General features: G+C 58.5%; 7 protein-coding genes. All 7 read left to right on the top strand.

The window, feature by feature from the left end; translation table 11 throughout:
- Window positions 1–126 precede the first annotated feature (126 nt).
- Complete coding sequence (locus BLU78_RS13265) at window positions 127–1,317, top strand: FecR family protein (protein WP_010266294.1); 1,191 nt, start codon at window positions 127–129, stop codon at window positions 1,315–1,317.
- A gap of 22 nt (window positions 1,318–1,339) precedes the next feature.
- Window positions 1,340–4,039, top strand: a complete 2,700-nt coding sequence (locus BLU78_RS13260) for a zinc-dependent metalloprotease (RefSeq protein WP_010266292.1) — start codon at window positions 1,340–1,342, stop codon at window positions 4,037–4,039.
- A 26-nt stretch (window positions 4,040–4,065) separates the two neighbouring features.
- Complete coding sequence (locus tag BLU78_RS13255) at window positions 4,066–6,696, top strand: DUF5117 and DUF5118 domain-containing protein (protein WP_010266289.1); 2,631 nt, start codon at window positions 4,066–4,068, stop codon at window positions 6,694–6,696.
- Between the two features lie 77 nt (window positions 6,697–6,773).
- On the top strand, window positions 6,774–10,154 hold the full coding sequence (locus tag BLU78_RS13250) for a SusC/RagA family TonB-linked outer membrane protein (protein ID WP_010266286.1): 3,381 nt from the start codon (window positions 6,774–6,776) through the stop codon (window positions 10,152–10,154).
- Between the two features lie 13 nt (window positions 10,155–10,167).
- Window positions 10,168–11,607 (top strand): RagB/SusD family nutrient uptake outer membrane protein, encoded by a 1,440-nt coding sequence (locus BLU78_RS13245; RefSeq protein WP_231291027.1) that lies wholly within the window; start codon window positions 10,168–10,170, stop codon window positions 11,605–11,607.
- A 27-nt stretch (window positions 11,608–11,634) separates the two neighbouring features.
- Window positions 11,635–12,330 (top strand): DUF4843 domain-containing protein, encoded by a 696-nt coding sequence (locus BLU78_RS13240; RefSeq protein ID WP_143029411.1) that lies wholly within the window; start codon window positions 11,635–11,637, stop codon window positions 12,328–12,330.
- 19 nt (window positions 12,331–12,349) lie between these two features.
- Window positions 12,350–13,963 (top strand): PKD-like family lipoprotein, encoded by a 1,614-nt coding sequence (locus tag BLU78_RS13235; protein ID WP_010266277.1) that lies wholly within the window; start codon window positions 12,350–12,352, stop codon window positions 13,961–13,963.
- Window positions 13,964–14,011 lie beyond the last annotated feature (48 nt).

Below are 14,011 nucleotides of genomic sequence, written 5' to 3'. Positions count from 1 at the left end.
AATGCTGTTAATACTGCAAAGGTCGTAAAAAAACCAGTCAAACCAATAAAATTTGAAAAATCTGTCATACTTTTTTCCATCCCGCGCATTCTTTAATCGAACTACTGCAAACAGACCCATAAACAGATGATCGACAATTCAGAGCTACTGGAACACTGGACCGAGCTTTTCATCGGATATCTCAACGGCACGCTCAGCGAAAGCGAAGCGGCCGAGTTCGAGGAGTTGACCCGCGACCCGCATTTTGCGGCGCTCCGCGAACGCCTCACCACCAGCGGTTACATCGCCGACCGCATGGCGGAATACGACGCATTCGACGCTCACGGGGCATTCGGACGGTTCCGCACCGCCGCAGGCCTCGGCAAACCCGCCGGCACGCTGCGCCGCTGGGCCGTCGCTGCAACGGGCATCGCCGCGGCCGTCGTCATAGCCGCCGGAATCGCGTTCCTCACCCACCCGCAGCCCGACGAGCGCGAACGCACGCTGCAACTGGCCGACGCCATTTACCCCGCGCCCGACAAGGTGACGCTCACGCTCGCCGACGGACGCAAACTGCAACTCGACGAGCAGGCCGAAAAGCAGATCGAAGGCGTGGGACGCATCAGCTACGGCACCGAAGGCGTGAAGTACGAAGCGGCTCCCGAGGTGGCCGAACAGGCCGGGGAGGTCCCGCTCTACAACGAGCTGTCGGTCCCCGAGGGGAGCAAGTGCCTCATCACCCTCGAAGACGGCACCCGCGTATGGCTCAACGCCCGCTCGACGCTCCGCTATCCGGTGAAATTCACCGCCGGGGAACGCCGCGTGGAGCTTTCAGGCGAAGGACTGTTCGACGTCACGCACAACCCCGAGCGTCCGTTCATCGTCGAAGCCGACAAGGCGACGATGACCGTCCGCGGTACGAAATTCAACGTCCGCGACTTCAACGACGAGGGCATGGCCAGCACCACCCTGCTGGAAGGGTGTGTCGAGGTCGGCAACCGGAGCGGCACGGTGACTCTCGCGCCGGGCATGCAGTCCCGGACGCGCGGCGCAGCCGAGGCGCTCGACGTACGCGAAGTAGACCCCACGGCCTACACCGCGTGGACCGAGGACAAGATCGCCTTCTACAACGCCGACCTGGAGGAGGTTCTTGCCGACATCCGCCGCTGGTACCGGGTGGAGATGCAGGTCAACGTCGATCCCGCGCAGTACGCGCTGACGGGAAAAATCCCGCGCGATTTCTCGCTGGCGCAGGTGATCGACCTGCTGGAGGCCATCACCGACCTGGAATTGGTGATGCCCGACGAAAAAACGCTGATCGTGAACAAGAAACAATAAAAAACACCTTAATTCAAACTGTATGATACGAAAAGGCCTATTCCTCGTGTGTGCGCTGCTCATCCCGGCGCTCCTGCTGGCTGCCAAGCCCTCGAAAAGCAAAGGAAAGAACAAGAAAAAAGCAAAGACCGAACAGACGGACACCGTTTCGAAAAAGAAGACGTCCGATTACGAGAAGCTCTTCAAAGGCAAGAAGTGCCAGACCGTAAAAGGGCTCGTGACCATCCATAAAGTCGACGGCGAGAAGCTCTACTTCGAACTGCCGATGTCGATTTTCGGCCGCGAGATGCTGCTGGGATCGACCGTTTCGGAGACCAGCAACAACGACCACGGCGTAGTGGGCTACAAGGCCAAAGACCCGCTGCACGTGACCTTCGCCAAGGAGGGCCACAAGAGCGTGCAGCTCTGCCTGGTCAACGACATATACAGCGGCGACGGCAAGGACAAGGGTATCGACGAGGCGGTGCGCCGCTCCTCGATTCCGGGCATCTACCGCGCCTTCAAAATCGAGGCCTACAACGCCGACTCGACGGCCGTGGTGATCGACGTGACGAACCTCTTCATGGAGGACAACGACGACCTGACGCCGTTCGACCCTTACAGCACCTTCGGCTACAAGCCTTTCTCGCGCACCACGTCGTTCCAGAAGTCGAACAGCCACCTGGGCGACATCAAAGCCTTCGAGGACAACGTGACCGTCAAAAGCTACCTGAGCTACACCACCACCGTAACCTACTCGAACGGCCCGGTGATGGGCAAGATCGAGGACAGGCGCGCCTTCACGGCGCTCGTCACCCGCACGCTGCTGCTGCTCCCCGAAAAGGAGATGCGTCCGCGCATCGCCGACCCGCGCATGAATATCTTCGTGACGGGCAAGGCACGCTTCTCGTCGAACATGAACCGCGGTACGCTGCCCGTCTACTACGCCCGCCACTGGCGCGTGGAGCCCAAGGATGTCGAGGCTTATAAGCGCGGCGAGCTGGTCGAGCCGGTGAAACCCATCGTCTTCTACCTCGACACGAACCTTCCCGAAGCGTGGAAGCCCTACGCCCGCGAAGGCATCGAGCAGTGGAACGACGCTTTCGAGAAAATCGGCTTCAAAAACGTCGTCCAGGTCCGCGACTATCCCACCGTCGAGGAGGACCCCGAATTCGATCCCGACAACCTGAAATACTCCTGCATCCGTTACGCCCCGCTGGCGTTCCAGAACGCCATGGGCCCCTCGTGGGACGACCCCCGCACGGGTGAGATCATCACGGCTTCGGTGATGGTGTACCACGACATCATCAAGCTCCTGAACCGCTGGCGCTTCCTGCAGACCGCAGCCGCCGATCCCAACGTCCGCACGATGAACATTCCCGACTCGATCATGGGCAGCGCCCTGCGCTACGTCCTCTCGCACGAGGTCGGACACTGCCTGGGCTTCATGCACAACATGTGTTCGTCGTCGGCCATTCCCGTCGACTCGCTCCGCTCGCCCTCGTTCACGCAGAAATACGGCACGACCTACTCGATCATGGACTATGCCCGTTTCAACCACGTGGCACAGCCCGGCGACTACGAGCGCGGCGTCAGCATGATGCCTCCCCGCATGGGACTCTACGACGAGTACGCCGTGAAGTGGCTCTACACCTATCTGCCCGACGCCAAGACCCCCGAAGAGGAGCAGCCCTGGCTCGACAACCTCGTCCGTTCGCATGCCGACGACCCGATCTACCGTTACGGCAAGCAGCAGATTTTCAACACCCTCGACCCCACGTCGCTGTCGGAGGACCTCGGCGACGACCACGTCCGCGCTTCGGAGTACGGCATCAGGAACCTCAAATACATCATGAAGCACCTGAACGAGTGGTACGGCGAGGACGACAACGACCTCACGGCCCGCGAGGCGATGTACAAATACCTGCTCAACCAATACCTGACCTACATCAACCACGTCTACAATGTCAAAGGCGGTATGATCATGAACGAGCGCAAGGCCGGCGACCCGCGTCCTTCCTACTCGTTCGTCGACGGCGACTACCAGCGCCGCGCCCAGAAGTTCCTGATCGACCAGCTCCACGACCTCGACTGGCTCGACGATCCCGCACTGCTCAAAGAGCTGCCCCTGCAGGGCAACCTCTCGGTGCGCGTACAGCGTATCCTCGTCTCCTGCATCGAGGCCGACAAGGGCAGCTTCGGCCGCATGATCGACCCCGCCCCGAATGCCTACACGCAGCTCGAGCATGCCGACGACGCGATGAAGGGCATCTTCCGACACACCTATCAGGGCAAGAGCCTCACTCCGCGCGACCGCAGCAACCAGAATTCCTATGTCGACATGCTGCTGATGATTACGCGCCTGGCGCCCAAAAAGAGCTCCGAGAAGGGCATCGCCGACGACGAACGCGGCATCGGCTTCGCTCCGCAGCTCGATCCGAACGGCTGGAACATCTCGACCGGCAATGTCTATGCAGAGGCTCTCGGCGACGGCGACATGATGTCGCGCATGGAGCGCCAACTGGAGGCCGACCTGTTCGGCACGTCCAACAACCCCGAGGAGATCGGCGGCTTCGGCTATTTCCGCTCGCTGACCGAATCGCTCTCGCCGCGCGACGCCATGTACTACGGCCGCCTGCTCAAAGTCCGCGACCTGCTGCGCCAGAAGCGCTACACGGGCGACCAGGACACGCGCAACCACTACGAACTGCTGCTCCACCGTATCGAAGGCGCTTTAGAGTAATTTAACCCCAAACAGCGATTCACATTATGAAAAGATATCTGATTTGTCTGCTTTCGCTGCTGCTCCTGTCGGGCGTCTCGACGGCAACTTTCGCCAAGGGCAAGAAATCGAAGAAGAAAGCCCAGACGACAACGGCCGCCGCACCCGCAAAGAAACAGAGCGAATACGACAAACTTTTTAAAGACAAGCAGGTAAAGACCTCGAAGGGCGGTATCATGACCCTGCACATCGTCGACGACAAACTGTTCGTCGAACTGCCCCTGAAAATGCTCAACCGCGACATGATGCTCATGTCGTCGGTGGCCGAGATCACCGACCACACCGACAGCTATGTCGGCCTCTCGCCGCTGCGCCCGCTGCAGGTCAAATTCGACACGATCAACCGCACGGTCCTGCTGCGCCGCGACCGCAGCCAGTCGGTCGTGGCCGACAACGGCGAGGAGATCCGCCGCGCCCTGGCCCAGAGCAACATGCCGGCGATCCTCGGGTCGTACAAGATCAAAGCCTTCAATGCCGACTCCACGGCCGTGGTATTCGACATGACCGACCTGTTCATCGGTAACGAAAGCCTGCTGACGGCCATCGACCCCCGCTCGGAAACGAAACTCGTGCTGCGCGGCGTCTCCTTCAACCAGAAGAAAGACCGCTCGATGCTCACCGACGTGGCCGCTTTCGACGACAACGCCACCGTCACCAGCTACATCACCTACGACAGCAAAATCGGCAAGACCTACAACAAGGTGACCACCGCCAAGCTGGTGCGTTCGCTGGCCCTGCTGCCCGAAACGCCGATGCGTCCGCGCCTGGCCGACTTCCGCCTGCCGCTGAACGTGCTGGGCAAGTACAACTACCACTCGGACTACAAACTGATGGACCCCGTCTACTTCGCCACCCGCTGGCGCATGGAGCCGTCGGACCAGGCGGCCTACGACCGCGGCGAAGCCGTGGAGCCCAAGGCTCCCGTGGTTTTCTACATCGACACGACCTTCACGGCGCAGATGAGCGCCGCCATCACGAAGGGCATCCTCGAGTGGAACAAGTGCTTCGAGGCCATCGGCTTTAAGAACGCCATCCGCGTCAGGCCGTTCCCCACGCCCGAAGAGGACCCGCAGTTCAGCCCCCAGAACTTCCGCTACAACTGCATCAACTACGTGCCCTCGCTCACGGGCGACACCCGCGTGCGCACCTACGTCGACCCCCGCAGCGGTGAAATTCTCCGCACGACGGTCATGGTCTGCCACAACATGACGTGGGAGATGCCGTTCGAAATCTTCGTCTTCACGGCGCACGCCGATCCCTCGGTGCGCCAGCGCTACATGCCCGACAGCACGCTCTTCGAGCACATCAAAAACCACTTCACGTGGCTCACCGGCGTCGACTGCTTCGGCATGTCGTACAACCTGACCTCGTCGGCGGCCTTCTCCTCGGACTCGCTGCGCCACAACGCCGCATTCACGCAGAAATACGGCACGACCCCCTCGATGCTCGACATCGCCAAATACAACTTCATCGCGCCGATCGACGCCGTGAAGAAAGGCTTCCGCATCACCCCGGTCGGCGTGGGCGAATACGACTACCACGTCGTGAAATGCCTCTACAAGCCCGTTCCCGAAGCCAAGACCTCCGAGGAGGAGCTCAAAGTGATCGAGAAGTGGGTGGACGCCACGGTCGGCAATCCCGTCTACCGCTATGAGAACGCCAAGGACTGCCCCGACTGCGGCGCCAACGACGTGGGCGACGACGACATCAAAAACTTCAAATATGCGTTGGGGAACCTCCAATACTGCATGGAGAACTTCGACAAATGGATCTCCGACGAGGACGACCCCGAGTATCTCTACCGCAACGGCATCTACAACTACCTCTACCGCCGCTACAAGCAACTGCTGACGCAGGTGGCCATCACGGCTTACGGCGTGAAGACCTACGAGCGCAAGGCCAATGACCCCGTGCCCAGCTATGAGTTCACGCCCTACGCGGAGCAGAAGGAGGCTCTCGACATTCTCTACGCCAACCGCTATATGCCCGACTGGGTGCAGCGCCCCGAGCTGGTGCGCCTGATGGGCATTCAGCGCGAACGCATCGAGGAGCACAAGGACTACCTCAGCCTGCTGATGAACGCCACGGCGACCCGTCTGTTCATCTACGAGGGACAGGGCAAGGACCATTTCGACCACAAGCGCTACATCCGCTACATGTTCGACAAGCTCTTCGAGAAGACCCGCAAGGGACAGAAGCTCTCCGACGAGGATTTCTACTACCAGACGAACTTCGCCAAGACGATGATGGCCTCGTCGAAAATAGTGGATCGCAAAGCCAAATACAGGGACGGTTCGGCATCGGCGCTCGCGGCGCAGATCGCCGGCGATCCGAAGGTCCTCGACTTCAGCGATCCCGAGGCGTGCATGAAGACCGTCGAGGAGATGCCGCTGCTCTACTCGATGAACGACGTGGATTTCGGCCGCGACGAGGTGAGCGCCCAGTACGGAGCGCTGAAAAAATGGCCCGTGATCAACACGCAGTCGACACGTCAGCTCTACTACGGCATCCTCAAGGAGCTGCGTCAGGTCGTGAAGCCCTACATCAACAGCAGCGACCGGCGCACCCGCGAACACTACCGTTTCATCTACGAGTCGATCAACCGGCTTATTGACTAAGACTTTGAAGAATCCCCGTCTTCGAAAGTCCGGAGACGGGGATTTCTAATTATCCACTTTACATAACCCGACAGCGTATGAAGAATTTTTTACCCGAAGCAGGTTTTTCCGGCAGACTGATACGGCGCCTGGCCGTCCTGCTGGTGATCTGGGCCGCGGGATTGGGCATCGTCCACGCGCAGCAGGCGCAGCAGACGATCGCAGTCAATTTCCGCAATGCTACCGTACAGCAGGTTTTCACCTGGCTGGACAACCACACGCAGTATGATTTCGTCTACAACAATTCGCAGATCGAGTCGCTGCCGCGTGTTTCGATACAAATGAACAACACCACCGTCGTCGAGGTGGTGAAACACTGCCTGCGCAACAGCAGCCTCAGCTACCAGATCCGCGGCAACATGGTCGTCATCCGGCCCTCCGACGAGATCAAAAAGGGCACCGAGGAGGCCGTACAGTTCTCCGGCGTGGTTTACGACGAAAACGGCCTGCCGCTGGCCGGCGTGAGCGTCGTGCTCAAGCAGGCGAGCCGCGGCGCCGTGACGGGTCCCGACGGCAAATTCATCCTCAAGGCCCGCCGCTCGGACAACATGACCCTTTCGTTCTCGTTCCTGGGCATGAAGAACCAGGAGATCACGGCTTTCAGCAACGGCAAGCAGGCGCTCAAAGAGCTGGACCGGATCAACGTCCACATGGACCCTGCCGTGAGCGAAATCGGCAACGTCGTGGTCACGGGCATCCTGAACATCGCCCAGAAATCGTTCTCCGGATCGTCGACCACGATCACCGGCGAACAGCTCAAAACCGTAGCGCCCCAGGGCAACGCCCTGAGCGCCATCCAGATTTTCGAACCCTCGTTCCGTATCGCCGAGAACCTCGACATGGGTTCGAACCCCAACGCCCTGCCTCAGATGTACGTCCGCGGACGTTCGGGCATCGGCACCCCCGCCCTCGACGAGAGCCTCACCTCGGAGCATGCGCTCAAGAACGACCCCAACCAGCCGATCTTCATGCTCGACGGTTATGAGGTGCCGATGGAGAAGATCTACGACCTCGACATCGAGCGCATCGAAACCTACACCATCCTGAAAGACGCCGCCGCAACGGCGATGTACGGTTCGCGCGCCGCCAACGGCGTGATCGTCATTACGACCAAACCCCTGCCCGCCGGACGCCTGAACGTCACTTACAGCGGCAATTTCACGATCAACGCCCCCGACCTGTCGAGCTACAACCTGATGAACGCCCGCGAAAAGCTCGAAGCCGAGCGGCTGGCCGGCTACTACGACACGGACGATCCGGGACAGATCGCCACGAAGCTCAAAGAGTACAACGGCAAGTTGCAGAACATCGAGCGCGGCATCGAGACCGACTGGCTCGCGCTGCCGCTGCGCACGTCGTTCGGCCACAAGCACTCGATCTCCATCGGCGGAGCCTCCGACGCCTTCCGCTACGGGCTCGACCTGGGGTACGACGACCAGGAGGGTGTGATGAAAGGCCAGAACCGCAAGAAGATGTCGGCGGCGCTCAACCTGCAATACCAGCACAAGGGCCTCACGTTCCGCAACCAGATGACCACCACGCTGGTCAATTCGCAGGAGTCGCCCTACGGCACCTTTGCGGACTACGTGCGCATGAACCCCTACGACACCTATCTCGACGAAAACGGCAATATCGGCAAGAACATGGCGACCTGGCACAGCGGCTCGCCCTACCGCAACCCGATGTACGACGCCACGCTGGGCAGCTTCGACAAGGGCAAGCGCCACGAGTTCTACGACCAGTTCGACGTCCGTTACTACCTCAACAAGAAGATCAACTTCAAGGCCGACATCACGCTGGGATATATCGTCAGCGACTCGGACCGGTTCACCGATCCCGCGGCCGCACGCTTCCAGAACACCGAGAAGAAAGGCCAGCTGGTAACTTCCCGGCAGAAGCAGTCGAGCTACGACTTCAACTTAAAGGGCTACTACAACGACCAGATCGGCCGTCACAACATCAATTTCGTCGTGGGTCTGAACATCCGCGAAGAGAAGACCAACTACGAAGGATTCACTTACAGCGGATTCCCCGAAGGCGGGTTCTCGGCCCCGGGCTATGCCAAGGACATCGACACGAAGAGTTTCATCGAAGGCAAAAACCGGTTGTTCGGCGCCCTCGCCGTGCTCAACTACTCGTACAACGACGTGATCTTCGGCGACCTTTCGGGACGTATCGACGGCAGCTCGCAGTTCGGTTCCAACAAACGTTTCGCCCCCTTCTTCTCGACCGGCGCCGGCGTCAACATCCACAATCTGAAATTCTTCAAGGAGAACACGCCGTGGCTCACGCAGTTCAAACTGCGCGGAACCTACGGCATGACGGGTAAGGTATCGTTCCCCTCCTACGCCGCACAGAACAAGTACGAGATGTTCACCGACTGGCAGTACCCGACGGGCGACGGCGTGCAGATCATGTATCTGGGCAACCCCAACCTGAAATGGGAACGGACGCTTCAAACCGACGTGGGTTTCGAATTCGAGATCCTCAACGGGCTGTTCTACGCCAAATACAACTACTACATCAAGGATACCCACGACAACATCGCCGACATGTTCATCCCGACCTCGTCGGGCTTCACCTCCTACAAGGAGAACATCGGCCGCATGGAGAACCGCGGACACGAAATCAAGCTCCAGAGCCGCGTCGTCAACACCCGGAACACGATCGTCAACCTGATATTCAACGGTGCATCGAACAAGGGCAAACTCAAAAAGATATCCAACTCGCTGAAAGCCTACAACGACCGCGTGAACGAGCACTACAACTCCAACCAGGGCGGCAACGACGTACAATCCACCCCGCTGCTGCGCTATGTCGAGGGCAACTCGCTGACGGGCATCTACGCCATGCGTTCGCTGGGCATCGACCCCGGCACCGGCAAGGAGCTCTACATGCGTCGGGACGGTTCGACCACCTTCAAGTGGGACCCCGCCGAGAACGTGCTGGTGGGCGACACCGAGCCTACGATGAGCGGTTCGTTCGGCGCGAGCGTCTACTGGAAAGGCTTCACGCTCGACACCTATTTCATGTACGAGTGGGGCGGACAACGCTACAACCAGACACTCCGCACGACCATCGAGATGGCCGACATTCTCAACAGCAATTGCGACCGCCGCGTGCTGAGCGACCGCTGGATCAAACCCGGCGACATCGCCCGCTTCCGCGATATCAAGGACTACAACTCGGTGACGCGCCCCACCTCGCGTCTGGTACAGAATTACAGCTACCTCAACATGTCGAGCCTCTCGGTAGGTTACGAGTTCAAACGCGACATGATCCGCAAGCTGGGCCTCTACCGCCTCAAACTGCAGTTCAACTGCCGCGACCTGTTCACCGCCAGCTCGATTCAGGTCGAGCGCGGCCTCTCGTCACCCTATGCGCGTGCGTTCACCCTTTCCGTCAACGCTTCCTTCTAAAAATGCGTGAATCATGAAAACAAGAAAGATATATCTCGCTTTGCTCCTCCTCGCCGCAACGATGACCACAGCCTGCGAGGAGTGGCTGAAAATAGAGCCCGAATACGAAATTACCGATACGGACCTCTACAAAAACACTGCCGGCTACTACAAAGTCATCAACGGCCTCTACCGCCAGATGTCGGACTTCTCGCTCTACGGCAAGGAGCTCTCGTGGGGTATGACCGACGTGTGGGCACGCTACTATGCCATCGACCCCGCCAGCGACTACAAGTCCTATCCCCAGATGTACAACCTGGAATACGAGGCCAAGGAGGCCGCCTCGGCCGCCTCGGCAGTTTGGAGCGCTGGTTACAAGATCATCGCCCAGGCCAACGACCTGATTGCAAACACCGAGAAGACCGGCGCGGATTTCTTCACCAACGAAGAGGTCGACCGCAACACGATCCTCGGCGAAGCCTACGCCATCCGCGGCATGATGCACTTCGATCTGCTGCGCCTGTTCGGAGCGTCGATGGAGGTCGATGCCGACGGACGCTACATCCCCTACGTGGAGACCTATCCTTCGACGGTCAACCCGCCGATTTCGAACCGGGACTTCATGGCAAAGGTGATCGACGACCTGGAGAAGGCCCGCGACCTGCTTAAAACGCTCGACGTCGAGGTCAACCCCTCCTATGCCACGTCGACAGCCTACCGTTTCTTCGCGTCGACCAATCCCCCGCAGGGCAAGTTCTACAACAACCGCGGCACCCGGCTGAACTACTACGCCGTGACGGTGCTGCTGGCCCGCGCCTGCCTCTGGGCCCAGGAGACCGGCGACGCGCTGACCTATGCCCAGGAGATTATCGACCTGGTGACCGCCAAGACGCTCATCATGCTGACCACCCAAACGCTCAGCTCGATCGCCTCCTCCCCGAAGATATTCGACGAACTGCTTTTCGGTTTTTACAACGAGAAGCTGGTGGAAACCTACGAGCCCTATGCCAATAAGGACAATCCGCGCCAGTTGGCCATCGACGACAAGACCTTCTTCACCACCCCGTCGAACGACCGGCGCTCCGGATTTATCAACACGTCGACCGACTTCCAGACAAAGTACACGGTCAAAGTTTCCACCGAGAAAGATAAAATCATTCCGAACATCCGTATCAGCGAGGCTTACTACATCGCTGCCGAGTGTCTTTACAAGACCGACATGCAGGCGGCAGCCAACAACCTGATGACCGTTCGCAAGGCCCGCGGTTATTCGTCACCCGCGCTTTCGGGCTCGACGACCGAAGAGGCATTCTGGGAGGCCCTGACCTATGAATACCGCAAAGAGTTCATCGGCGAAGGACAACTCATCTTCTTCTTCAAGCGAACTAACCGCCCGATCACTTTCTCCGGAGGTAATTTCAACCATGCGGGCAAACTCACCCTGCCTATTCCCGACAGTGAAAGCGCAATCTAACGGATGAAACACATGAAAGCAGACACGATGAAAAAGACGATAGCCATACTTGCAGTTGCAGCCTCGCTGTTTGCGACGGCCTGCAACAAATCGGAGATTCTCGACCCGACCGACCAGCGGTACATCTACATGTCGTATCCGGAAAGCGGCAATCCGGTCTTCAATTTCTCATTCGTCTCCACGATCAAGGAGACCGTGGAGATCGCCGTGCCGATCAAATTCGCCGGCCGGCCGCTGACCGAAGACCTCGCCTATGCCGTGAAAGTCTTTCCCGGAAATAAGGATACGACGCTGAAAGAGGGCGAGGAGTACGAATTACCGGAACTGATCTTCCACAAAGAGGACTTTTGCGACACGATCTTCGTCACGGTCCATAAGACCGCCCGGATGGAGACCGGCACTTACAACCTCAAATTCAGTCTCGAAAGCAACGACAATTTCCACGCTACGCAGACCGGCTTCCTCGAAGCCGAACTCCGCGTTACTGCCCAGATTTCACAACCTTCATGGTGGAACCAGAACGTCATTGACTTTTACCTGGGCGGATACAGCGACAAGAAATTCAGGCTCTTCTCCCAGAATATCTTCGTGGGCGATTACGGCGAACTGGACGACAGTGAAAAGCAATACTATGCCCTCAAGTTCAAATACTGGCTCGAAGATCAGACGCCACCGGTAGAGGATGAAGACGGGACACTGATGAAAGTGGCAATCCAGGGTTAACCTTTAAACGAGACAGATTATGAAAAGATACAAATTTCTGCTTCTGGCAGTTGTGGCGGCGCTGGTAACCGGATGTTACGGCGACGACACGAACCTCGACTACAAGACGCTCGACCTGCCGGCAATCGACAATCCGGAGAACGACCCGGCGCTGTTCATACCGAACCGGGCCTACAAGGTCAAACTCCACGACCGGCTGCAGATCACGCCCAATGTGGTTTACAAGGACATGAACGACCTTTCGTACAAATGGATCATCGACGGTCAGCTCTACTCGACGACCAAGGACCTCGACTGGCTGTGCGAGATCGAAACGTCGCGCGTATCCGGAGTTTATGAGATTCACCGCAATTCGGCGGGCAACTCCCAGATCTATTCGTTCAGCATCGAGCTCGACGAACCTTATCTCGCGGGATTCAGCCTGTTGGTCGAGGAGCAGGGACAGCTGCGCTACGATTTCATCAGCTACACGAGCGGCCAGCCCTACAACTACACGTACAACAAGAACGCCGCCCACGATCTGTTCCCCTTCACGGGCAGCAATCCGCGCTTGAAGGAGTACTGGTCGTGCGAAGCATCGAACATCATCGGAGAAGAGATGTTCCTCGACGACGATCCCGCCAACTGCTTCTCGTTCGACGGCCACACGCTCGCTCCGACGCTGAAACTGTCGCAGGAGTTCATCAACGACGAACTGCCCGCCGGACTCCGCGTCAAAGATTTCATGCACGGCGGCTTCGTCAGCTACCTGCTGGCCGACGACGGACGGGTCTTCCAACGTCGGGGTACACGCATTTACTATACGGGACGCTTCATGGACCTGCCGATGCAATACAAAGGCAAACAGATCAAAGGTGTAAAGTTAATCGGTCCGAGGTATGCCGAGCAGTATGGCCTGATCTACGACGAATCGGAAGGATCGGGACGCCTCCTGCTGGTCAACTTCGATTACAGTACGGCGGAGAAATATACCCCGACCAGACAAGGTATTATCAGCGAATTTCCGGATAACAGCAACCTGAGCAATATTACCGATTACGAACTTATCGACGGTTGGTACGTCAGGAATTCGAATTCGATGGCTTCGGGAACCGACAAAGGGTCGAGTATCGTCATGCTGTTCCGCAAGAAATCCGACGGCCAATACTATACCCGCGAAGTAAGGGTCACCTATGCGACAGCGACTTCAGCCGTGACTGCCGTCACCGAAGTCTACGAAGAGGTGTACCGCCAACTGCCCGAATTCGGTCCCGACAGCAAGATCTGTGTGATCCGCACCGACGGCCAGGGAGCTTCCTTCATGCCGCCCGAAGGATATATCTACTACACCTCCGCATCGGATGCACGCAAAGTATTGGGAAAACCCCGTACGTCGAAGAATGCCCCGGCCGAATTCCACACATTCGACAGCGAGGTCGTATCCATCGACCATGAGACCTACACACGGCGCAGCTGCTACCTGATCTTCGCATTGGCCGACGGAACGGCAATGGTGTACACCACGCTGGGTGAACATCTGAGCCCGACGACCAACCTCGCCACGTTCGAAGAGCAACGCGTGGTAGCCACCTTCCAGGTCGACGGCAAAATCCGCTGGGCCGGTTGTAAATACGGAAACATTGCGAATTACTAATTCGGAAAGCAAGGTACGAAAAAGCCGCTCCCCTTCGGGGAGCGGGAA

The organism is Alistipes timonensis JC136 (genome assembly GCF_900107675.1).
In the GTDB taxonomy this organism is placed as follows: Bacteria; Bacteroidota; Bacteroidia; order Bacteroidales; family Rikenellaceae; genus Alistipes; species Alistipes timonensis.
The sequence above is the reverse complement of the archived record's forward strand: the minus strand, read 5'-3'. Positions and strand labels throughout refer to the sequence as shown.